Below are 22,430 nucleotides of genomic sequence, written 5' to 3' on the forward strand. Positions count from 1 at the left end.
CCGCACGAGCGTAAAACCCGTTACCAGAAACGTTGCTGGGTCAAACGGCTCCACCAGCTCAGCAACAGACGGTCCACCGAACCGCTGGCCGCCATGCCGATGCGCTCCTGCAGGCTCTTGCGCTCGGCATAATGCAGGTGATAGACATCGGTTTTTTTCGCCCGGTCCGCCAGATATTCGTCACTGGTCTTGAGTTCGTCCACCAGTTGTTTTTCCAGCGCCGCAAGGCCGAGCCAGACTTCACCGGTGGCGACTTCGTCGATCGCCAGCTGCGGACGATAACGGGCGACGAAGTTCTTGAACAGCTGATGGGTAATGTCCAGGTCTTCCTGGAATTTCTCCCGGCCCTTCTCGGTGTTTTCGCCAAACACGGTCAGGGTGCGCTTGTATTCGCCGGCGGTCAGCACTTCGAAGTCGATGTCATGCTTCCTCAGCAGGCGGTTGACGTTCGGCAACTGCGCAACCACGCCGATGGAACCAAGAATGGCGAATGGCGCGCTGATGATCTTCTCGCCGATGCACGCCATCATGTAGCCGCCGCTGGCCGCCACCTTGTCGATGCACACGGTCAACGGCACGCCGGCCTCACGGATACGCGCCAGTTGCGACGATGCCAGACCGTAGCTGTGCACCATGCCGCCACCGCTTTCAAGACGCAGGACAACTTCGTCCTTTGGTGTGGCCAGGGTCAGCAAGGCAGTGATTTCATGACGCAGGCTTTCGGTAGCGGAGGCCTTGATGTCGCCATCGAAATCCAGCACGAACACCCGGGGTTTGCTTTCGGGATTCTTCTTTTGTTTCTTCTCGGATTTGGCCTCGCCCTTGCGCAGGGCCTTGAGCTGATCCTTGTCGAGCAGGCTTTGCTCCAGGCGTTCACGCATGCCTTTATAGAAATCATTGAGCTTGCTGACCTGCAACTGACCTGCGGCTTTGCGCCGGCCTTTGCTGCGCAATGCAGCGAAACTGGCCAGCACCACCAGAATGGCGATGACCAGTGTCACGGTCTTGGCCAGGAAACTGGCGTATTCAGTCAAAAACTCCACAGTGACTCCTTCAAACGATGCGCCGTTGCTTGCCAGGCGCGGAATGCTTCCAGCATACCCATGCCGTGCGTCGTCGGCCAGCCGTGAAACCTCTGGAAACAGCCCTGTAACGGGCATTTCAAACAAGCGTATGTTTTTTCATTGACAGCTCACCGTCATCCCCATAACCTCGCCACAACCTTCAACGTACCGGGATGACGCGGACGTGGGCAGCATCTACTTGATTCGACATGGCCAGGCCTCCTTCGGTGCAGACGACTATGACGTCCTGTCGCCGACCGGTGTACGCCAGGCAGAGATCCTCGGGCGCCATCTCGCCGACCTCGGAATCAGCTTCGACCGCTGCCTGTCGGGCGACCTGCGTCGTCAGCAGCACACGGCGAACAGCACGCTGGAACAGTTCGCCGCAGCCGGCCTGCCGGTTCCTGCGCTGGAAATCGATCCGGCCTTCAACGAATTCGACGCCGACGCCGTGATCCGCGCCCTGCTGCCGGCCATGCTGCCCGAAGAGCCCGAAGCACTGGACATCCTGCGCAACGCCGCGCAGAACCGCGGCGAGTTCCAGCGCATCTTTGCCCTGATCATCGAGCGCTGGCTGGCCGGTACCTACGACACGCCCGGCCTGGAAAGCTGGCTGGAGTTCGTCGAACGGGTCCAGACCGGTCTGAACCGTATTCTCGATCAGGCCGACAACACCCGGAAAATCGCAGTCTTTACCTCGGGCGGCACCATCACCGCCCTGCTCCACCTGATTACGCAGATGCCTGCCCGGCAGGCCTTTGAACTGAACTGGCAAATCGTCAACACCTCGCTCAACCAGCTGAAGTTCCGTGGTCGCGAGGTGGCTCTGGCTTCCTTCAACAGTCACGTGCACCTGCAACTGCTGAAGGCCCCGGAACTCATCACTTTTCGCTGAGTCCGGATTACTGTGACCCTGCTGCAACCAACCAAAAAGGATCGAACAATGACCTCCGTAGCCGATGCCGTAAAAGCAATGCAAGCCAAGTTCAACCCAGCTGCCGCTGCCGGCCTGGACCTGGTTTTCGGTTTCAACATCACTGACGAAGACAAGCACTACGCCCTGATCGTCAAAGACGGCACTTGCGACATCCAGGAAGGCGAAAACGCCGACGCCAACTGCACGCTGGTGCTGGACAGCGAAACCCTGAAAGGCATCGTCAGCGGCGAAACCGACGGCATGCAGGCCTTCATGGGCGGCAAGCTGCGCGTCGAAGGCGACATGATGCTGTCGATGAAACTGTCCGAGCTGTTCCCGGCGTAAGTCGCAGGCCAGCCAAAAAAAATCCCGCCTTGATGGCGGGATTTTTCGTTTCAAGCGCCCGATCCGGCAAAGGACGCCGCCAGCAGCTCCCTTGTATACGGATGCCGTGCCGAGCCGAACAACGCGTTCGTTTCCCCTCTTTCCACCACCTCACCATCCTTCATCACGATCAGATCGTGTGCCAGCGCTCGCACCACCGCCAGGTCATGACTGATGAACAAATATGTCAGCCCGTGCTCCTCCTGCAACCGGCGCAGCAGCGCGACGATCTGTTTCTGCACCGTGCGATCCAGCGCCGAGGTGGGTTCGTCCAGCAGGATCAGATCAGGTTTGAGCACCAGCGCCCGGGCGATGGCGATGCGTTGACGTTGCCCGCCGGAAAACTCGTGGGGGTAGCGGTGACGCGCGGCAGGGTCGATGCCTACTTCCCTCAAGACATCGATCACGGCCTGTTCACGTTCCCTCGCGCTCAAGTCACTGTGCACCTGCAACCCCTCGGCAATGATCTGCTCAACACACAAGCGCGGACTGAGGCTGCCGAACGGGTCCTGAAACACCACTTGCAGGCGCTTGCGCAATGGCCGCAGTTGTTTGCCGCTCAGCCTATCCAAGGCTTCGCCTGCAAAGCGGATGCTGCCGTCGGCGTCGATCAGACGCAGGATCGCCTGGCCGAGGGTGGACTTGCCCGAACCGGATTCGCCGACGATGCCCAGGGTCTTGCCTCGCTGCAGAGTCAAATCAATACCGTTGACCGCGTGCAGATACGACTTGCGCCGCAGCCAGCCGCCACCGAGGCGAAAACGCACGTTGAGATTGCGCACCTGCAGCAGATCCTCCGCCCGGTCCCGGCATGACGCCGTACCGCCGGGTTCGGCATTGAGCAACTCGATACTGTAAGGATGCTCCGGCGCCCGGAATAACTGCTCGCAAGTCGCCTGTTCGACGATTTCGCCGGCACGCATCACCGCCACCCGCTGGGCGATGGTGCGCACCAGATTCAAGTCATGGCTGATGATCAGCAGCGCCATGCCCAGTCGTTGCTGCAGGTCCTTGAGCAGCAGCAGGATCTTGCGTTGCACGGTGACGTCGAGGGCCGTGGTCGGCTCGTCGGCGATCAATAACCGAGGCTCACACGCCAGCGCCATGGCTATCATCACTCGCTGCCGTTGTCCGCCGGAGAGTTGATGCGGATAAGCCTTCAGACGCTCGCCCGGGCGTTGAATACCCACCAGTTCCAACAGCTCGATAATCCGTTTGCGCGCCGCCACACCCGCCAGGCCTTTGTGCAGCGCCAGGCTTTCCCCCAGTTGCCGCTCGATGCTGTGCAACGGGTTCAGCGAGCTCATGGGCTCCTGAAAAATCATGGCGATCCGGTTGCCTCGCAGTTGCCGCAGGTAACGCTCATGCACGCCAAGCAACTCTTCGCCAACATAGCGAATGCTGCCATGGATCTGCGTAATGCCCGGGTCAAGCAGTTGCAGGATGCTGTGGGCCGTCACCGACTTGCCGGAGCCCGACTCCCCTACCAGCGCCAGGCATTCCCCCGGACGAATGTCCAGATCAATACCGTGAACCACTGCCTGGCCTTTGAAAGCCACGCGCAGGTCGCGTATTTCGATCAAGTGTTCACACATATCAAGTCCTCGGGTCGAAGGCATCACGGCAGGCTTCGCCAATGAAGACGAGCAATGAAAGAATCAACGCAAGCGCAAAAAACGCCGTCAGTCCCAGCCATGGCGCCTGGAGATTGCTCTTGCCCTGACCGATCAACTCGCCCAGCGAAGCGCTGCCCGCCGGCATGCCGAAGCCGAGAAAGTCCAGTGCCGACAACGTCGCGATAGCCCCGGTGAGAATGAACGGCAGGTACGTCAGCGTGGCGCTCATGGCGTTGGGCAGGATGTGCCGCATGATCACCTGTGTATTTCCGACGCCCAGCGCACGCGCTGCTTTTACGTACTCCAGGCCCCGGCTGCGCAGGAACTCGGCGCGCACCACGTCCACCAGACTGAGCCAGGAAAACAGTGCCATGATCCCCAGCAGCCACCAGAAATTCGGCTCGACGAATCCCGACAGGATGATCAACAGATACAACACCGGCAGCCCCGACCAGACCTCCAGCAAACGCTGCCCGATCAAGTCGACCCAACCGCCGTAATAACCCTGCAGAGCGCCGGCGGCAATGCCGATCAAAGCACTGGCGACAGTCAGCGCCAAGGCGAACAGCAACGAAACTCGAATGCCGAAAATCACCCGCGCCAGCACATCGCGCGCCTGATCATCGGTACCCAGCCAGTTGTCGCCGGAGGGCGGGCTCGGTGCCGGCTCCGTGAGATCGTAATTGACCGTGTCGAAGCCGAACGGAATGGGCGCAAACCACATTCGGCCGCCCTGCCCTTCGATCAACTGGCGCACCTGGGCGCTGCGATAGTCCGGTTGAAATGGCAGCTCGCCACCGAAATCCTGTTCGGTATAACGCTTGAATGCCGGAGAAAACCATTCCCCTTGAAACGTCAGCAACAGCGGTTTGTCATTGGCAATCAGTTCACCGCCCAGACTCAACCCGAACAATCCCAGAAACAGCCACAACGACCACCAGCCGCGCCGATGAGCCTTGAACCGCGCCCAGCGGCGCTGCCCGATGGGAGAAAGTGTCAGCATCACGCAGCCCTCGCAGTCAAGTCGATACGCGGGTCAACCAGCGTGTAGCACAGGTCACCCAGCAGCTTTATCAGCAGCCCGAACAAGGTGAAGATGAACAGCGAACCGAACACCACCGGATAATCTCTCGATACTGCCGCCTCGTAACTCAGGCGTCCGAGGCCGTCGAGGGAGAAGATCACTTCGATCAGCAATGAGCCGCCGAAGAACACCGTCACCAGTGCCTGAGGCAACCCGGCGACCACCAAAAGCATCGCATTGCGAAACACATGTCCGTACAACACCTGCCGCTCACTCAGGCCCTTGGCCCGGGCCGTGACCACGTACAGCCGAGAAATCTCGTTGAGGAAGCTGTTCTTGGTCAGGATCGTCAGGGTCGCGAAACCGCCGATGACCAGCGCGCTGACCGGTAGCACCAGATGCCAGAAGTAATCCGCTGCCTTGCCCCAGAGCGTCAGCTCGGCGAAGTTGTCCGAGACCAGCCCGCGTACCGGAAACCAGTCCAGCACCGTGCCGCCGGCGAACACCACGATCAGCAGCAGCGCGAACAGAAATCCGGGCATCGCGTAGCCGATGATGATCGCTGCGCTGCTCCAGACATCGAACGCCGATCCGTTGTGCACGGCCTTGCGAATGCCCAGCGGAATCGACACCAGATAAGTGATCAGCGTCGCCCACAACCCCAGCGACAAGGTCACCGGCAGCTTCTGCCAGATCAGTTCGGTCACCGTGGCCCCGCGAAAGAAGCTCTTGCCGAAATCCAGTTGCGCGTAGCTTTTGAGCATCAGCCACAAACGCTCGGTGGCGGGCTTGTCGAATCCGTACTGACGCTCGATATCGGCCACCAGTTTCGGGTCCAGACCGCGAGTGGCGCGGGACTCTCCGCCAATGGTTTCGACATGGCTCGCTCCCACGGCACCACCGGCGCCGATCCCCTGCAACCGGGCGATGGCCTGCTCCACCGGGCCGCCGGGTGCGGCCTGCACGATCACGAAATTGACCAGCAGAATCGCCAGCAGAGTCGGCACGATCAGCAGCAGACGCCGCAGGCTATAACCCCACATGGGCGAACTCCTTTTGCTGTTTTTGCGCCTGAGTGGCGGTCAACGCCGTCGGGCTTATTTCCCACCAGGTATCCAGGCCTGCGTCGTACAGAGGGGCAATCGCCGGCCGACCAAAACGGTTCCACCACACCGTGGAGATTCCGGGCGGGTAATAGTTGGGAATCCAGTAGTAGCCCCACTGCAGTACCCGATCCAGCGCCCGGGCATGACGCAGAAGACTTGCGCGACTGTCGGCCTGCACCACGCCTTCGAGCAACGCATCCACCGCCGGATCACGCAGCACCATGTAGTTGTTGGAGCCCGGATCATCGGCGCCGTCGGAACCGAAGTAATTGAACATTTCACGGCCCGGCGCCTGGCTCACCGGATAACCGACCACGATCATGTCGTAGTCACGACTGCGCACGCGGTTGGTGTATTGCGCGGTGTCGACCTGACGGATTTCGAAACCGATGCCGATCTGCGCCAGGTTGCGCTTGAACGGCAACAGCAAGCGCTCAAAGCCTTTCTGGCCATTGAGAAAGGTGAATTGCAGCGGCTCGCCGGCAGCGTTGACCAATCGATCGCCGCGGGGTTTCCAGCCGGCGGCCTCCAGCAGTTTCAACGCCTGCAACTGCTGCGCGCGAATATTGCCGCTGCCATCGGTGCGCGGCGCTTCGAACACTTGGCTGAACACCTCGTCGGGGATCTTGCCGCGCCAGGGTTCGAGGATTTTCAGTTCCTCGACGTCCGGCAATTCAGTGGCCGACAGCGCGCTATGGGAAAAGAAACTGCGCTGGCGCAAGTACATGCTGCGCATCATCTGCCGGTTGCTCCATTCAAAATCCCAGAGCATGGCAATCGCCTGGCGCACCCGGCGATCCTGAAACATCGGCTTCTGCAGGTTGAACACAAACCCCTGGGCACCTTGCGCAGCGCCGGGTGCGAGGTGTTCGCGCAGCAGCCTGCCCTGCTCCAGCGCTGCACCGGCATAGCCTATTGTGTAACTGGTGGCAGAAAACTCGCGGTTGTAATCGAACCCGCCGGCCTTGAGCACTTGCCGTGACACGTCGGTGTCGGCAAAGAACTCCACGCTCAGCTGATCGAAGTTGTAGAGCCCGCGAGTGATCGGCAAATCCCTGGCCCACCAGTCCTTGATCCGCTGGAATTTCACGCTGCGCCCGGCATCTACCCCGCTGATCCTGTACGGTCCGCTGCCCGGCGGAATCTCGAACCCACCGCCTTCGGCAAAGTCCCGCGCGCGCCACCAGTGTTCAGGCAAAACGGGCAGCACCGCCAGATCCAGCGGCAAGGTGCGGCTGTCGTTGTTCTTGAACACGAAGCGCACCTGGGTGGGTGATTCGACCTGCACCTCGGCGACATCGCGGAACTGCTGCCGGTACTTCAGGCTGCCCTTGGTGATGAACAGTTCAAAGGTGTAGCGCACATCCTCGGCGGTGATCGGCGCGCCGTCTTCGAAACGCGCCTTTGGGTGGAGATAGAAACGCACCCAACGCCGATCCGCATCCAGTTCCATTCGCTGCGCCACCAGACCGTAGACGCTGTAGGGTTCATCCTTGCTGCGATAAGCCAGCGGCGCATATAGCCAGCCATCGACTTCGGCGACACCGGTGCCTTTGTCGACGTAGGGCATCAGGTGATCGAACGGACCGCTTTCCAGCGAGGAACGCCGCAGAGTGCCGCCCTTGGGCGCATCGGGATTGACGTAGGCCAGATGCTGGAAATCCGCAGCGTATTTCGGGGCTTCGCCGTAGACCGTGAGGGCGTGCCGTGGCTGCGCAAATATCGCCGGGCTCAGCAGAAGACATACACCCAGCAAAGTGATTCGGGAGAACATGGTCAAATCCTTCAACCCGCGCCCGCCTGATTGTGATGTGCAACAGGCGGGCATTTTTTATAGGGCCGGTTTTAGAACGATGGGTTACTAAAATCGGCCATGACTGGTCATTCTCAGAACTTGTAGTTGACCCGCGTGTACAGCGTCCGCCCGAACGGGTCGCCGTATTTCGGGTCGTAGCCGCTCTGGAACGTGTAGGTCTGATTACTGAATGGCGGCTCGCGATCGAACAGGTTTTTCACGCCCAGCGTCACGGCCAGTGTCTTGCGCCAGGTGTAGGTGCCGGCCGCGTCCCAGACGTTGTACGAACCGACGTAGTCGTGAGTTTCGCGATCCGAGTCGTGATAACCGCTGGTGTAGCGGTTGGTCAGGCTCGCGCCGAACGGGCCGTAGTTCCAGCTGCCGGTCAGGCTGTGACGCCAGCGGGCCACCGCGCCGGCCGACGCGAAGTCGCCACCCCGAAAATCGCCAAGCTTGTCGATGAAGTCGCCCTTGAGTTGCTGCTGATACTCGTAACGACTGACATAGGTGCCTTGCAGACCAATGCCGAAATCGCCGTACGGCGTGCTCGGCAGGCGATAGTCGAAACTGACGTCAACGCCGTTGGTCTTGATCTTGCCGAGGTTGGCCAGGCCGGTGACAACGTGATCGATGGAGCCGTCAGGCTTGCGGATCAAACGCTCCGGATACAGCTCCGGACTCTCGAACACTGCCGACTCGGGGAACTCGGCGATCTGGTTGGCGATGCTGATCCACCAGAAATCCAGCCCGGTGGTCAGTCGGTCGAAGGGCTGATAAACGAAACCGAGGGTGACGTTGCGTGCCGTTTCCGGACTCAGGTCAGTATTGCCGCCCGTGGTGCGGTTGAACTGCTGGGCGCAGTCGCGGTTGGCAATGCCGCCGTTGCTCGGATTGCCACCGGCACACAGGCGCGGGTCGTTGTAATTGGCGTTGGTGAAGGTGGTGAAGTTGGGGTTGTAGAGTTCGTACAGCGACGGCGCACGGAAGCCTTCGCTGTAGGCGCCGCGAACCACCAGTTCCTTGAACGGCTGGAAGCGGAACGAATACTTGGGGTTGGTAGTGCTGCCGAAATCGCTGTACTTGTCGTGCCGAACGGCGGCGGACAGCTCCAGACTGTCGAGCACCGGCACATTGACCTCGGCGTATTGCGCCGAGACGCTGCGATCCCCTGACACACTGCCATTGGGGTCCACACCGAGGCTCTGCACATCGCCGGCAAACGCGGCGAAGTCCTGATGAAAATCTTCCTTGCGATACTCGCCACCCAACGCAAGCGCCGAAGGACCGGCGCCGAACCAGTCGCCAATCTCCCGGCTGACGCGACCATCGATCGCCTTCACCCTGCCCACGGCTGTCGCGTAATCACCGTCCACAGCGTTGGCCGCCAGCAATGCTGAACCGGCAGCATTCTGCGGGCCGAACGGGTTGATCACGCCGTTGGCGATGCCCTGGCTGACGGCACGATCATTCACGTAACCGCTGCGAATGGTATTGACCACTTTGTTCTGGTTGTAGGAGGCGCCCAGATTGTAGTCCCAGCCCGCCAGCGCACCGTCGAAACTCAGCAGCAGGCGCTGGCCGGTGTTGTCGTCTTCGTGGCGGCGGGCGCCGACAGCGGTTTCACGCCAGTTCACATCCACCGGTTGCGTCGGATCAAGGTCGAAACCGCTCGGTCCGGGGGTAATGCCGTTGCCCGGATAGAACGCCGTGCCGGGATTGACCTGGTTGCCCATCAACGTGCCGGGGCCGATCCGGGTTCGGTTTTCATTGCGCGCCCAGAAGTATTCGAGGCTGACATTATGATCGTCCGACAGCTTGCCGGTGGCTTTGGCGAAGGCCGACGTTTTTTCGGTTTCCGGCACCAGGTCGAGGTAATTCCACAGGCTCTGACGGCAGATGCCGTTACGCAACAGCAAGCCTGGCGCGTTGCATCCGGAACCGGCCAGCGGGTTGGTGGCGTTGCGGCCCTGGCTCCAGTTGGCGGGCGATGCTGTGCCGGACGTGTAATCAAGCCCCCGTCCAGGCTGGTAGTTGTAGGTGTAACCACGGTCTTCGGCGGCCAGCCGTTGCTGCTTGTCGTAACTCACGACGCCGAAGACGTTGAAGCGATCGTCCTGCAAATCACCGACCCCCCAACTGCCGCTGAAGTTGCGGCTTTCACCGCCGCCGGAATGAGTCGGTGTGTCGTAGCTGGTGCTGATCTGGCCTTCGGTGAGGCTGGTTTTGGTGATGAAGTTGATCACCCCGCCGATCGCATCGGTGCCGTACAGCGCCGAAGCACCGTCGCGCAGAACCTCGACCCGGTCGATGGCGGCGAACGGAATGGTATTGAGATCCACGCCTGAACCATTGATGGCATTGGTCGCGTTGTTACTCAAGCGGCGCCCGTTGAGCAGCACCAGCGTCTTGTTCGGCCCGATGCCGCGCAGGTCCGCGTAGGACGCCCCGCCGCTGCTCGAACCCACCGAGCGCCCGGAACCGACGGAGGACTGGTTGGCCGAGATCCGGCTGACCAGTTCCTCAGTCGTCGTCACACCTTGCTTTTGCAATTCTTCCACCCGAAGGCTGGTGACCGGCACGGCGGTTTCGGCATCGACCCGGCGGATCGCTGTGCCGGTGACTTCGACGCGTTGCAGTTGGGTCGTCGGCTCGGTTGCCGTGCTGTCGGCGGCGACAGCCGGCAACGTGTTGATTGCCAGCAGCAAGGCCAGGCTCAAACGGGATTTAACGGGTGAAAAATGAATCATGAAAAGCCATCCCTGCGTTCTGTTTTATGCAGGGATGTGCGATGGCGAATGAAGATTTATAGAGTTCGGTTTAGACCGTTGGGTGCTGAGGTTATGCAAAATGCAGGATGGCGATTTATCAGACCAATGCCATTTCCCTGAGTAAACGGGTGTCGAGGCCGAACCGCTCCTGCGAGACCATCCTGAACTGCCCTTCTGCCAGTTCACAGCTCACCAGTAGATTCCACGAGTAGCGGGTCGCTGCCGACGGGATCAGCACAAATGGATGCTCCGCCAATAACGCGTCAGCGAACAATCGCTGATTGGGAGAAGGCCGTGCAGGGCTCAGCCAGTAAGGATTCGGTACCTCTTCGGGCTGCACGATTTTGACCTTCGCATTGTTGATGACTTCGAAACACGTCAAAACGTAAGGTTCGCGGTCCAGGTCATCGAAACTGCGGTTGGCTGCCACCTCCAGAATAGCCGAGGACGGATCGACCGATGCATAGACGACACGTCGTCCGGGTCTATTCCATCGACCGCCTCTCAGCTTTGATCCCATCCCGCTGTCCCACGTTCTTCCGTAAACCTCGCGATCCAGCCGCCATGCATACCAATGCTCGTCCCAAGGCAATGGGTTCATGGATAAACCCCATAGATAAGTTGCCCCAGATACTGCTCCACCATCTGAAAGCCCAGTGGGTGCCGGGTCAACTCCAGGGGAACACGACCGTGAAAATAGGTGGAGGGTTTCTGCATCCAGGCCTCCGCCCGAGGCTGCCCACCGAAGGCCTCGATGGCCAACTCCAGCACCAGTGCATATTGGTAGGCGATGACGCTCTGCCGGGGGTCAAGCCGTACCGGCCTGCCTTCTTTCAACAGGCGCCGAACCGTTCTGACAGACTTGCCAGTGATGCGCCGGACCATCTCGCCTTGCTGGTAAAGCGCGGAGGTCGAAAGCATGTCGACGACGTCGCTCAACTCGAAGCCTTCATCGGTCAGGTGAACGATCAGCATGGCGTCATCACCGATGTTCCGGCCATGCACAAGCAAATCGACAGGTTTGCCCTCCACCTTCTTCAAGCCCGCCAACCGGGGTACTTTGGCACTGGGCAACGCGACATCCTCCTTGGGGCACCTGGCAAGATCGTTGCGCCATTGCTGACGAGTGGAATAGGCAGGCGTTTCGTATTCGAGCTGTGCGGTTCGCATGATCCATCCATTATCAGAGGCCTTAAAGTCCAGGCCGATTGCGACTTCAATGTCAAAGCCGATGCTATAGATCATGCTTCCGACGACCAACCTGAAAAAGTCGTCGGAAATATCCCCGATTTCACGCAAAAACTTCTTGTTTCCGTAGGACGATACCGAGCACAGAGACTCAGCTCCCGAAGTGATAACTCACATCCAGCCACCACTGCCGCCCATACGGGTCGTAGTTGCCAGTGGGGTAATAAGGCCAGCCTGCGGAGTCGTCATGCTTGACCTGATTGAGCACGTTGTTCACGGTCAGTCCGACGCTCGCCCGGTCGTTCAAGCGGTAACGCGCACTGGCGTTGAATACCGTCCACGGAGACAGACGCCCGTCGCCCGCTCCGTTGGTGACCGAACCATAGCGAATGCCCATCAGCGTCGCCGTGGCCTTCTGGTATTCCCAGGTCAGGCTGGCGTTGACCTTGCTGCGCCAGTCGTAGTTGCTGCGCGAGGTGCGCAAGTCCTGGGTCGGGGCCTCGTCCGATTCCTTGTAGTAGTGCGATAAAACCAGGGTGTAACCCAGCGCCGAACTGAACGCTCCGTATTGCCCCGCCCCCCAACGGATGTTGCTCTTGAAATCGAGCCCGCTGACCCGCTCGCTGGCGGCGTTGATCGCATTCACCCGCACTCGCTGCAACTGGTCGGGATCGATGGCGGCATTGCCAGGATTGCGATCGACGCGGGCCAGCGTCGACTGACAGTTGGCCGAATTGATGTCTTGAGTGCCGTTACGGCATTCGTTCTCTTCCTGCAGCAGACGGTTTTCGTCGACGGTGGTCAGCAAATCATCGATCTCCACCCGCCAGAAGTCGGTAGAGAAATCGAAGTTGCGGGACGGCGACCAGACGAACCCGTAAGTCCAGGATTTGCCGCGCTCGGATGCCAGATCCGCCGTACCGCTCTGGGTGTAGTTGACCCGCCCGCGATCACAGGCGCCCTCCACACCCTGGCTGCAACCGTAGTAATCGATCTGCGCCGGGTAGTAGCCGTTGCTGTCGGACTGGTAGATGTAGTTCAGGTCCGGCGCCCGGAAACTGGTGCCGTAGCTGCCGCGCAACAGCAGACTGGTGACCGGTCGCCATTCCAGACCGAGGTTGTAGGTTTTCTGCTGCTCGGTGCGACCACTGAATTTGTACTGGTCCCAGCGCCCCGCCGCAGTTGCCAGCACCGTGTCGGTGACCGGAATGCTGAACTCTCCGCCGGCTGCGTAACGCTTGCGCGAACCGCCGGAGCCTTGCGCCGGCGTCACGCCGTAAAAGCTGCCGTCGTTGAGGCTGTCGTCCGGATCGATTCGGTACTCCTGCTTGCCCGCCTCCAGCACGCCGGCAAATCCCACCGGGCCGGCCGGCAGGTCGAACAGATCGCCATTGACCGAGGCGTTGTAACTGGTGGATACCGACTTGCTGCTCTGGGTCAGGTTGCCGCGAAACTGCTGCCATTCTTCGGGCGTCAACGGCCGGTCGAGGCGCGAGGCGTCCGGTGCGAACACCGGATAACCGTCACGGGTGCCGAGCTGCGGGCCGAGATAAAAGTCCTGAATCGACGACAGCGGCGTATAGCGCGTGGTGCGCACGCTTTTGTATTCCGAGCGGTTGGCCGCCAGGTCATAACGCCAGCCGGTATCGGCGATCTTGTCCGAAAGCCCCAACGTGCCGGTCCATGATGTATCGCGCCACTTGCTGTTGTTGCGGGTGCGCCCGCCGATTTCCTCTTCACCGAAGCGGCGATACCAACGCTCAAGATTGCCGCTGTTCCGGTTGATGAAATCCGGCGACGTAAAAGTCGGGCCACGGGTGTTGTTCTGGATATGATCGAGGCCGTACATCAGGTCAGCGAACACTTGCCCGCTGTCGCTGAAATGCCAGGTACCACGGGTGTAGCCGTCGTAATTTTCCTTTTGCGTCTGGATCGTCCAGTAATCGTTGTACATCTGGTCTGTGCGGCAACGCCCGCCGTTATTGAACAGCTTGTTGTCGAACGTGCCTTGATAAGCACCGCAGCCCGGCCCCAGATAACGGTTGTGGGTCAAGTCACGACGGTAGCCGACATCCGCCAGCGGACCGCTCTGCATGAAGCCGCGATCATCGGCCCAGATCGGGTCGCGGTTGGTCAGCTCAAGTCCGAACAACCCGTCGAAATCGCCCCAACTGCCGCCGCCGCTGATTTGCAGCCGCCGGTTGTCACCGCCGCCACGCTCGCTGGTGCCGCCCTTGAGATTGACGTCGACGCCATTGATCTTGTCCTTGAGGATGATGTTGACCACCCCGGCAATCGCATCCGAACCGTAGATCGCCGAGGCGCCGCTGCTGAGGATTTCGATGCGGTCGATGATCGCCGACGGAATGTTGGCAAGGTTGGTGAAGTTGACCTTGCCGTCGTACGGCGTCGGGTAATCGGCGACCCGCCGGCCATTGATCAGCACCAGCGTGTGGTTGGGTCCAAGGCCGCGCAGGTTGAGGGCGCTGGCCGCCGGTTGCCAGGTGTTGCCGTAGTCTTCGCCCTGGGTCATGCCGGTGTTCTGGGTTTGCGTGGCGAGGGCGTCGTAGACGTTCTTGTAGCCCCGCGCTTCCATCTCTTCATGGGTGATGACGTTGACCGGCGTCGCGCCATCGCTCTGCGCCCGGGCGATCCGCGAGCCGGTGACCGTGACCTTTTCCATGCGGTAATCGGCGCTGCTGGCGGGCACCACGGCGGCAGCCTTGACCGATGCGGCGCCTGGCGCATCGGCCTGGCGAATGCTCAGGCCTTGAGTGCCCTGCTCCACTTGCAGTCCGCTGCCGAGCAAAGCTCTCTCTACGGCTTGCCGGCCACCCAACGCACCCCGAACCGCGCTGCTGCGCTTGCCCTGAACCAGATTCTGATTGAAGGAAATCGGCACGCCGGTCTGGCGCGAGATATCCAGCAGTACCTCGTCGAGCGCACCTGGGGCGATGTCGAAAGTGAACACTTGCGTGGCAGCGTCTTGCGCCAGAACGGCCGAAGGAACGATGCCTGTCGCCAGCGCGACGGCCAGCGTCAGGAGGGGTAATTGTTGTTTGAATGAGAACATCGAGGGGCTTCCCTGTTGAAGGCGTCTGCAGGGAATGAGCAGCGGGCCGGCGCTTTTTATAGGGTGGCGGATAGACCGGGAAGTTATGGTTTTATAACCGCGCTTCGACGCTCACCCAGTACGGGTTGTGCCAGGTGACACGGATCGGCAGGGAACGCTCAAGCAATTGCAGCGTGCGGTCACTGTCGTCCAGCGGAAAAAGACCGCTGAGGCGCAAACCGGCGACCTCGGGGCTCAGGTGCAGGATGCCCCGACGGTAGTTGCGCAGGCTGTCGATGACTTCACTCAAGGGACGGTCGCGCACTTCGAGACGACCCTGAACCCAGGCACTTTCCTGTCCCTTGCTGCGTTCCAGAGAGAGGATTTGCCGTTCGTTGAACAACAGGCTTTCGCCCGCCTCCACCACCTGTCGCACGCCGCTGGCGGTTACGACTTCGACCTGTGAATGCAGCATCACCAGCCGCGTCGCATCTTCTGCGCGCTGCACCAGAAATGTCGTGCCGAGTGCGCGCATCCGTCCGTGGCCGGTTTCGACCACGAAGGGCCGGGCCGGATTTTTCGCCACATCGACCAACAGTTCACCGCTGCGCAAATCCAGCAACCGCTCGACGCTATCAAATCGCGGCACGACGCGGCTGCGGGCGTTGAGCGTCAGAGCGCTGCCATCCTCCAATGTGAACGCACGTCGCTCGCCTGTTCCGGTGGACAACTCGCCAGCCTCCGGCAGCCAGCCATAACGACGGCCGAGCAGACCGGCCAGCACCGCGATACCGAGCACGCTCAGGCTGCCGCTGATAAACCGGCGACGGCTGGACGGTGCATTGAGGCTGTGCAACAGACTTGCACGGGGCACCCCGCGCAAATCCGAATGGCGCAACAGGCTCAGCCCTCCGCCCATCTGCTCGATGATCTGCTGGTGCCTCGGATCCGCCGCACGCCAGGCTTCGAACGCTGCACGCTCCTGCAGGCTGACGTCCCCCGACTGCAACAGCGCCATCCATTGTGCGGCTTCATCGATCAGCGTTTCGTCCGGTCTCATGCCTGCATCGCCTGATAGCAACGCTTGAAGGCTTCGACCATGTATTGCTGCACACGGCTGGTGGACACGCCGAGGTGTTCGCCGATTTCGCTGTAGGTCAGGCCATCGAGTTGATGGTAGAGAAACGCAGCCTTGGCCTTGGCCGACAGACCGTTGAGCAAGCGATCCACCGCCAGCAACGCTTCGATCACCAGCGCCCGTTCTTCGGGTGACGGATGCACCGGCTCCGGTGCCAACGCCAGGCTCTGCAGATAGGCGCGCTCCAGATCCTGCCGTCGCCAGCCTTCATAGACCAGCCGCCGGGCAATCGTGGTCAACAGCGCGCGCGGCTCGCGAATGGCCAGCGGATCGGGCAGCGCCAGCACCCGCAGAAAAGTTTCCGAAGCAATGTCCTGTGCACTGTGCGGGCAACCGAGGGTACGGCTGACCGCGGCGCATAACCATCGGTAGTCCTTTTGGAACATCTGCCCGATGACCTGGTAATGCGGGTTGTGACTCCCCATGCCTTGCTCCCTGAAAACGGGCTCCACCCGCTGCGAAAATCCATGGATACGCCGGGATCGTCCGGCGTTGATCAGGGCTGCGACTGTGCAATAGCGTCGCGGACATTTGAAGTAATAAAAAATCAGGATATGCAAACCGTTGAGCATAAGACGTTTTATCGCCACGGCAACATTGGCTGACACAACGTTGATCTCGATCAGTGGCGCCCGCCACGCCAATCTCTAACCTTGCGCCTCCATCGATAGCCACGGACGGCTCACCGGGAGCTGCGGCTGACCTTTCAAGGAAGAGCAATCATGCGATCACTCAACATCATTCTTTTGTCTTCGGCGTTCAACGGTCTGACTCAACGTGCCTGGCTGGATCTGCGCCAGGCCGGGCATTCGCCCAGTGTGGTGCTGTTCACCGATGAAGCTGCCGTGTGCGAGCAGATCGAAAACAGCGGCGCCGATCTGGTGATCTGCCCGTTCCTCAAGGAGCGCGTACCCCATGCACTGTGGAGCAACCTTCAGCGTCCGGTGGTGATCATTCATCCCGGCATCGTTGGCGATCGCGGTGCCAGCGCACTGGACTGGGCCATCATGCGCGAACTGCCGACCTGGGGCGTGACGGCCCTGCAAGCCGTGGAGGAAATGGATGCCGGGCCGGTCTGGGCCACCTGCGAATTCAACCTGCCGGCAGGCCTGCGCAAATCCGAGCTGTACAACGGCCGGGTCGCCGACGCGGCAATCCGTTGCATACGCGAGGTGGTGGAAAAATTCATCGACGGTTTTGTTCCGGTACCCCTGGACTACACCGATCCCAAGGTTCGCGGCTGCCTGCAACCGAACATGAAGCAGGACGACCGCACCTTCAGCTGGCACGACTGCTCGCGCTTCATCAAACGCTGCATCGACGCGGCGGACGGCCAGCCCGGCGTGCTCGCCAGCCTCGCCGGCGGTCAGTATTACGTGTACGACGCACACCTCGATCAGCGCACCGGCATCCCCGGCAAGATTCTCGCGGTACACGACGACGCCGTGCTGGTGGCCACCGGTGATCACAGCCTGTGGATCGGCTCGCTGCGACGCAAACCGCAACCGGGCGAAGAAACCTTCAAGCGTCCGGCGCGGCATGTACTGGCCGGGCAACTGGCAGACGTGCCGGTGCTGGACTGGTCAATCGCCAATGCGCCGTTCAGCGATGAAGCGTATCAGCCGATCCGTTATCGCGAATCCGGACACGTCGGCGAGCTGACGCTGGAGTTCTACAACGGCGCCATGAGCACCGAACAGTGCCAACGCATGGTCGAAGCGCTGCGCTGGGCCAAATCCCGTGACACCCGGGTGCTGCTGGTCAAGGGTGGGCGCGGCAGTTTCTCCAACGGGGTGCATCTGAACGTGATTCAGGCCGCCGAAGACCCGGGCGACGAAGCCTGGGCCAATATCCAGGCCATCGACGATGTCTGCGCCGAGTTGCTCAGCGCGCGGCAACTGGTGGTCAGCGGGATCACCGGCAATGCCGGCGCCGGTGGCGTGATGCTCGCGCTGGCGGCGGATATCGTGTTTGCCCGTGCCGATATCGTGCTCAACCCGCATTACAAAAGCATGGGCTTGTACGGCTCGGAATACTGGACCTACAGCCTGCCCCGCGCCGTCGGCCCGGCCATGGCCGAACAACTGACCCAGGCCTGCCTGCCGGTCAGTGCTGCTCAGGCACTGCAACTGGGCATGATCCAGGAAGTCGGCCCGCGCTGCCCGGACGAATTTGGTCTGTGGTTGCTGCAACGGGCCAACGCGGCGCTGACCGATCCGACGTATGCAGCGGTGCGCGAACGCAAGCTGCGGCTCGATCACGAGCTGATCCGCCAATGCCGCGAGACCGAGCTGCAAGAGATGCAGGAAGACATGCTCTACAACCGCAATCAGTTTGCCGAGAAGTGCCGCAATTTCGTGTACAAGCGCAAGACGTGCTGCACGCCGGCGCGGTTGGTGGAGGATTGGGCGCGGGTGCGGGAGGCTGAGTTGGCCGGTTGAATCCCGATGCAGGTTCGCGATTGCACGATGACGTGATCGCGAACCTGCACCTACAATGCCGGCACCTCAACCACCGGCCCGCCCATGGACATCGACCTCGCCCGCACTTTTCTGGAAATCGTCCGCCACGGCAGTCTCGCGGCAGCGGCGGAAAAACTGTTCGTCACCCAGACGGCAATCACCGCCCGGGTCCAGAAACTCGAAAGCCACTTGGGCAGCACACTGTTCGTGCGCAACCGTGCCGGTGCGCGTCTGACCGCCAACGGCGAGGCCTTCGTGGTCTACGCCAATCAACTGGTGCAGACCTGGGAAGCCGCCCGCCGCGACTTGCCGCTGCCCGAAGGTTACGACAACGTGCTGCACATCGGCGGTGAGGTCAGCCTGTGCAACCCGTTGATGCTCAGTTGGGCTGCCGAGCTGCGGGAAAAAATCCCCAGCCATGCCCTGCGCATGGACATCCGTGACGGCGAGAATCTGCTGCGCCAGCTCGAACTTGGCGTGCTCGATGCCGCCCTCGTCTATCAACCGGAATATTGGCCGGGACTGCAGGTCGAGCAAGTGCTGGAAGAAAAACTGATTCTGGTCCGCACGCCAAACCGCCCCGCTCCCTACGTGTACATCGACTGGGGCAGCGACTTCCGCCGCCAGCACGATGCCGCACTGCCGGAAAAAGCCAAGGCCGCCCTGAGCTTCAACCTCGGCCCGCTGGCCCTGCAATACATTCTGGAGAACGGCGGCAGCGGCTACTTTCGCACCCGAGTGGTGCGCACTTACCTGGAAAGCGGCGCGCTGGAAGTGGTGACCAAGGCTCCAGAGTTCGGCTATCCGACCTACCTCGTCTACTCCCGCGACCGCGACTCGGCGACCCTGCAACAGGCGTTCGACCTGCTGCGCGAAGTGATCAGGGCCGATGACGACTGGTCGCAGCGCTGGAACCCGTTGAGCTGACGGCCACTTTGCACCGAAGCATGGCCGTTGTGTCGTCAAGGCAGGCCCTGCATAAACGGCGGGATCGACTAATCTGCCGGGATAACGACAATATCCGCAGGTGACCGCAGTGAGGCAGACCACCGAGGCATTTCGCAGCCGCTACCGTGCGGCGATTCATCCGCTGTACAACCCGTGGCTGCACGGCGCCTTCGTGCTGCTGTTCGGCGTGCTGGCCATCGGCGCGTTCTGGAGCAGCGTGCAGCAGGTGCGTGCGCTGGAATGGTTGACGGTGCCGCTGACTTTGCTGTTCTTCAATTTCGGTGTGTACGTGGTGCATCGCCACCTCGGGCATCACAAAAAAGCTTTCGCCAGGATGTTCTACGCCCGCCATGCCGGCGACCATCACAGTTTCTTCACCCCCGGCCACATGACCTGGGACAGCGCCCGCGACTGGCGGGTGATCCTGTTTCCGGCATGGCTGATCGTGGTACACACCCTGGTGATCACCCTGCCCCTGTGGTGGTTGTTCGCACAGGTCAACGCCAATGTTGCCGGGCTGTTCGGCGGCTGCATGGTGCTGGGTTATCTGACCTATGAGGTGTTTCACGCCTGTGAGCACCTGCCGCAAGAGCATCCCCTGAGCCGTCTGCCGTGGCTTCGTCAGATGCGTCGTCTGCACGAATTGCACCATCGCCGCGAACGCATGCAGGAGCGCAATTTCAATATCGTCTTGCCGCTGATGGATTACCTGTTCGGCACCCTCTACCGGGAGCCGGAGCCCGTCCCGCTGACTGACCCGAGACTCTCCATGACCCGCATACAGCACCCGATCGACATTACCGGCGAGCCGATTGCCGTTCTCGCCTACGCCGCCACGGTCAGCCGTTGGCCGGAGTGGCATCCGTCTTCGCTGAAGATCGACGGCCCTGCCGGCCCGCTGCATGCCGGCGCGCGTTTCGAGGAAGACATTCACGCCGGTGGCCGCGAAGGGCATCTGAGCTGGGAGGTGACTGAATACCTGCCGGGCCGGCGCTGGTGCGCCCGTGCCCAGGGCGATCATGGTCTGTCGCTGCTGCTGACCTATGAATGCTCGGCCCAAAGCGATGGCACGCGATTCGTACGCACACTGGATTACCGGTTCGAAAGCCTGGGCATGCGTATCGCCAATCAGCTGTTGCTCAAACGTCGTATCGAACGCGAGTCGGCCGCCTCGATGCTGGCCCTGCGCGACAGGGCGACCCGACACCTTTCACTCGCAGGGGCCCACGTGTGAAGCTGCGCCATCTGATCCTGCTGCTGGTGATGCTGATTCTGGCCTTCCTGCTGCTGATGCCGACCAAAGTCGAGCCTGTGGCGTGGACGCCACAAACGGCCCCGTCGCTCTCCGAGGGGCTCTACGCGGACAACCAGCGTCTCAAAGGTGTAAAGCAGGTGGGCCCGAGTGACATCGAAGGTCCGGAAGCCCTGCTGCTGGAAAACGACTTTCTGATCACCGGCCTGCACGACGGGCGCCTGCTTCGCACCAGCCTCGACGGCCAGCAACGCCAGGTGCTCGCCGACACGGGCGGCCGGCCGCTCGGGCTGGCGCGGCATCCCAATGGTTTGCTGGTGATTGCCGACGCCGTGAAAGGCTTGCTGTCCCTCGATGCCCAGGGCCGGCTGACCGCGCTGACCACTGAAGCCAACGGGCTGAAATTCGGTTTCACCGACGATGTGGCCATCGACAAGTCCGGGCATTACGCCTACTTCAGCGATGCCAGCAGTCGCTGGGGCTACGGCCACGACGGCGAAGCGATCATCGAGCATGGTGGCGACGGCCGCTTGCTGCGCTATGACTTCCAGAGCGGCAAGACCAGTGTCCTGCTGGACAGGCTGGAGTTCGCCAACGGCGTCACCCTCGGCCCGGATGACGCCTATGTGCTGGTCAATGAAACCGGCGCTTATCGCATCAGTCGCTACTGGTTGAGCGGACCGAAGGCCGGCACCCACGACCTGTTCATCGACAACCTGCCGGGGCTGCCGGACAACCTCGCCTTCAATGGCCGCGACCGCTTCTGGGTGGCGCTGTACACGCCGCGCAATCCGCTGCTCGATGGCACCGCCGGACACCCGTTCGTGCGCAAGATGATCGTGCGGGCGATGACGGTGCTGCCCAAACCGGTGGAGAAGCGCGCCTTTGTCCTGGGGCTGGACCCGGACGGCAAAGTGATCGCCAATCTGCAGGATGGCGGCCCTGGCAACTACTCGCCGATCACCACGGCGCGCGAGTATGGCGACTGGCTGTATTTCGGCTCGCTCAAGGCGACGCACATGGCGCGGATGCCCCTGGAGGCTGCCTTGAAGTGAACCCCGACCGGCGATAGCGGGCAGTCAGTTGCCGGATCGATCGAATTTTTCGGGATCTTCGTCTTCCGGCAAATCGTCTTCCGTCGGCTCTGCCTCGGGATTCGCAGTCGTGTGGGCCGGGCTGTTGCGCTCGGGATGGGTGGGGACCGGGTCGAATGCGCCCTGCTCTTCACTGGGGAATCGGGGATCGCTCATGAGGCACCTCGCAAGGGAGTCGATGACAATGGACTCTGAGCTTTCGAGGTGCCGATCGCGGGAATCGTTTCAATTGATCCGCCCGGCGGCCGGGAGATCGATCACGGGTCAGAGATGCGGCTGTAATTTATCGGCAATCTGATCCTTGATGCGCACGCGGGTTTCTTTCAGCTTGCGCAAGACATCGTCGCTCGGCGCATTCGATGTCGCGTTCTCAGCCTCGACGACGTCTTTGTCCGCCAGCAGGTATTTGTTGATCAGTGCATCCAGATGCGGGTCCTGAGAGCGTATCTGCTGGATCTTTTCCTTCGTGATGTTCAGATCCTGATAAAGATCGTGGGAAACCGGCATAAGACACCTCCATAATTGATCGAGGGCGAGCGCCACTGATTGCGCTGCCGGCTTCAGAATGGCCCGTCCGCCCCCCTTCTGTCGACCCCAGCGGCAAACCGCCGACAGCCGTTCGT

At 61.2% G+C, this 22,430-nt stretch carries 19 protein-coding genes; 6 read left to right on the forward strand and 13 right to left on the reverse strand.

Features of this window, described 5'->3' with window-relative positions:
* Positions 1–20 precede the first annotated feature (20 nt).
* Positions 21–1,043, reverse strand: a complete 1,023-nt coding sequence (gene sohB / locus NWV16_RS15145; RefSeq protein WP_260519704.1) for a protease SohB — start codon at positions 1,041–1,043, stop codon at positions 21–23.
* Positions 1,044–1,248: 205 nt separating this feature from the next.
* Between sohB and NWV16_RS15150 the strand changes: the two genes are divergently transcribed.
* Both NWV16_RS15150 and NWV16_RS15155 read left to right on the forward strand, forming a co-directional pair.
* A complete protein-coding gene (locus tag NWV16_RS15150; RefSeq protein ID WP_260519705.1) occupies positions 1,249–1,959 on the forward strand; it encodes a histidine phosphatase family protein in 711 nt (236 codons plus the stop codon).
* A 48-nt stretch (positions 1,960–2,007) separates the two neighbouring features.
* On the forward strand, positions 2,008–2,325 hold the full coding sequence (locus NWV16_RS15155) for an SCP2 sterol-binding domain-containing protein (protein WP_010223709.1): 318 nt from the start codon (positions 2,008–2,010) through the stop codon (positions 2,323–2,325).
* 50 nt (positions 2,326–2,375) lie between these two features.
* On the opposite strand, the gene NWV16_RS15160 is transcribed toward NWV16_RS15155, so the two are convergent.
* The 10 genes from NWV16_RS15160 to NWV16_RS15205 form a co-directional block, all read right to left on the reverse strand.
* On the reverse strand, positions 2,376–3,959 hold the full coding sequence (locus tag NWV16_RS15160) for an ABC transporter ATP-binding protein (RefSeq protein WP_260519706.1): 1,584 nt from the start codon (positions 3,957–3,959) through the stop codon (positions 2,376–2,378).
* Between the two features lies 1 nt (position 3,960).
* Positions 3,961–4,983: an ABC transporter permease gene (locus NWV16_RS15165; RefSeq protein WP_260519707.1), complete on the reverse strand. Its 1,023-nt coding sequence runs from the start codon at positions 4,981–4,983 to the stop codon at positions 3,961–3,963.
* Positions 4,983–6,047, reverse strand: coding sequence for a microcin C ABC transporter permease YejB (locus NWV16_RS15170; protein ID WP_260519708.1), 1,065 nt, complete (start codon positions 6,045–6,047; stop codon positions 4,983–4,985). The genes NWV16_RS15165 and NWV16_RS15170 overlap by 1 nt, the downstream gene beginning before the upstream one ends.
* A complete protein-coding gene (locus tag NWV16_RS15175) occupies positions 6,034–7,884 on the reverse strand; it encodes an extracellular solute-binding protein (protein WP_260519709.1) in 1,851 nt (616 codons plus the stop codon). The genes NWV16_RS15170 and NWV16_RS15175 overlap by 14 nt, the downstream gene beginning before the upstream one ends.
* A gap of 113 nt (positions 7,885–7,997) precedes the next feature.
* Positions 7,998–10,652: a TonB-dependent receptor gene (locus NWV16_RS15180; RefSeq protein ID WP_260519710.1), complete on the reverse strand. Its 2,655-nt coding sequence runs from the start codon at positions 10,650–10,652 to the stop codon at positions 7,998–8,000.
* A gap of 118 nt (positions 10,653–10,770) precedes the next feature.
* On the reverse strand, positions 10,771–11,274 hold the full coding sequence (locus tag NWV16_RS15185; RefSeq protein ID WP_065257823.1) for an RES family NAD+ phosphorylase: 504 nt from the start codon (positions 11,272–11,274) through the stop codon (positions 10,771–10,773).
* Positions 11,271–11,747 (reverse strand): antitoxin Xre/MbcA/ParS toxin-binding domain-containing protein, encoded by a 477-nt coding sequence (locus tag NWV16_RS15190; protein ID WP_260523533.1) that lies wholly within the window; start codon positions 11,745–11,747, stop codon positions 11,271–11,273. Before NWV16_RS15190 ends, NWV16_RS15185 begins: the two co-directional genes overlap by 4 nt.
* A gap of 265 nt (positions 11,748–12,012) precedes the next feature.
* A complete protein-coding gene (locus NWV16_RS15195) occupies positions 12,013–14,934 on the reverse strand; it encodes a TonB-dependent receptor (protein WP_260519711.1) in 2,922 nt (973 codons plus the stop codon).
* A gap of 91 nt (positions 14,935–15,025) precedes the next feature.
* Complete coding sequence (locus NWV16_RS15200; protein ID WP_260519712.1) at positions 15,026–15,973, reverse strand: FecR domain-containing protein; 948 nt, start codon at positions 15,971–15,973, stop codon at positions 15,026–15,028.
* Positions 15,970–16,476 carry a sigma-70 family RNA polymerase sigma factor gene (locus tag NWV16_RS15205; protein WP_065257826.1) on the reverse strand — a complete coding sequence of 169 codons (507 nt, stop codon included), beginning with the start codon at positions 16,474–16,476 and terminating at the stop codon, positions 15,970–15,972. Before NWV16_RS15205 ends, NWV16_RS15200 begins: the two co-directional genes overlap by 4 nt.
* Before the next feature lie 297 nt (positions 16,477–16,773).
* Between NWV16_RS15205 and NWV16_RS15210 the strand changes: the two genes are divergently transcribed.
* The 4 genes from NWV16_RS15210 (at position 16,774) to NWV16_RS15225 (ending at position 21,768) form a co-directional block, all read left to right on the forward strand.
* Positions 16,774–18,492, forward strand: coding sequence for a hydrogenase maturation protein (locus tag NWV16_RS15210; RefSeq protein WP_260519713.1), 1,719 nt, complete (start codon positions 16,774–16,776; stop codon positions 18,490–18,492).
* 84 nt (positions 18,493–18,576) lie between these two features.
* Positions 18,577–19,440, forward strand: coding sequence for a LysR family transcriptional regulator (locus tag NWV16_RS15215; protein ID WP_260519714.1), 864 nt, complete (start codon positions 18,577–18,579; stop codon positions 19,438–19,440).
* 109 nt (positions 19,441–19,549) lie between these two features.
* Positions 19,550–20,695, forward strand: a complete 1,146-nt coding sequence (locus tag NWV16_RS15220; RefSeq protein WP_260519715.1) for an SRPBCC family protein — start codon at positions 19,550–19,552, stop codon at positions 20,693–20,695.
* 29 nt (positions 20,696–20,724) lie between these two features.
* On the forward strand, positions 20,725–21,768 hold the full coding sequence (locus tag NWV16_RS15225) for an SMP-30/gluconolactonase/LRE family protein (RefSeq protein ID WP_409519387.1): 1,044 nt from the start codon (positions 20,725–20,727) through the stop codon (positions 21,766–21,768).
* 24 nt (positions 21,769–21,792) lie between these two features.
* Here the strand turns inward: NWV16_RS15225 and NWV16_RS15230 are convergent, their stop codons facing one another.
* Both NWV16_RS15230 and NWV16_RS15235 read right to left on the reverse strand, forming a co-directional pair.
* Entirely contained in the window at positions 21,793–21,963 is a 171-nt protein-coding gene (locus tag NWV16_RS15230) for a hypothetical protein (RefSeq protein ID WP_260519717.1), read from the reverse strand.
* Positions 21,964–22,071: 108 nt separating this feature from the next.
* Entirely contained in the window at positions 22,072–22,314 is a 243-nt protein-coding gene (locus NWV16_RS15235; RefSeq protein ID WP_260523534.1) for a hypothetical protein, read from the reverse strand.
* Positions 22,315–22,430: the final 116 nt, after the last annotated feature.

The organism is Pseudomonas sp. BW7P1, from assembly GCF_024981055.1.
GTDB classification, from domain to species: domain Bacteria; phylum Pseudomonadota; class Gammaproteobacteria; order Pseudomonadales; family Pseudomonadaceae; genus Aquipseudomonas; species Aquipseudomonas bananamidigenes.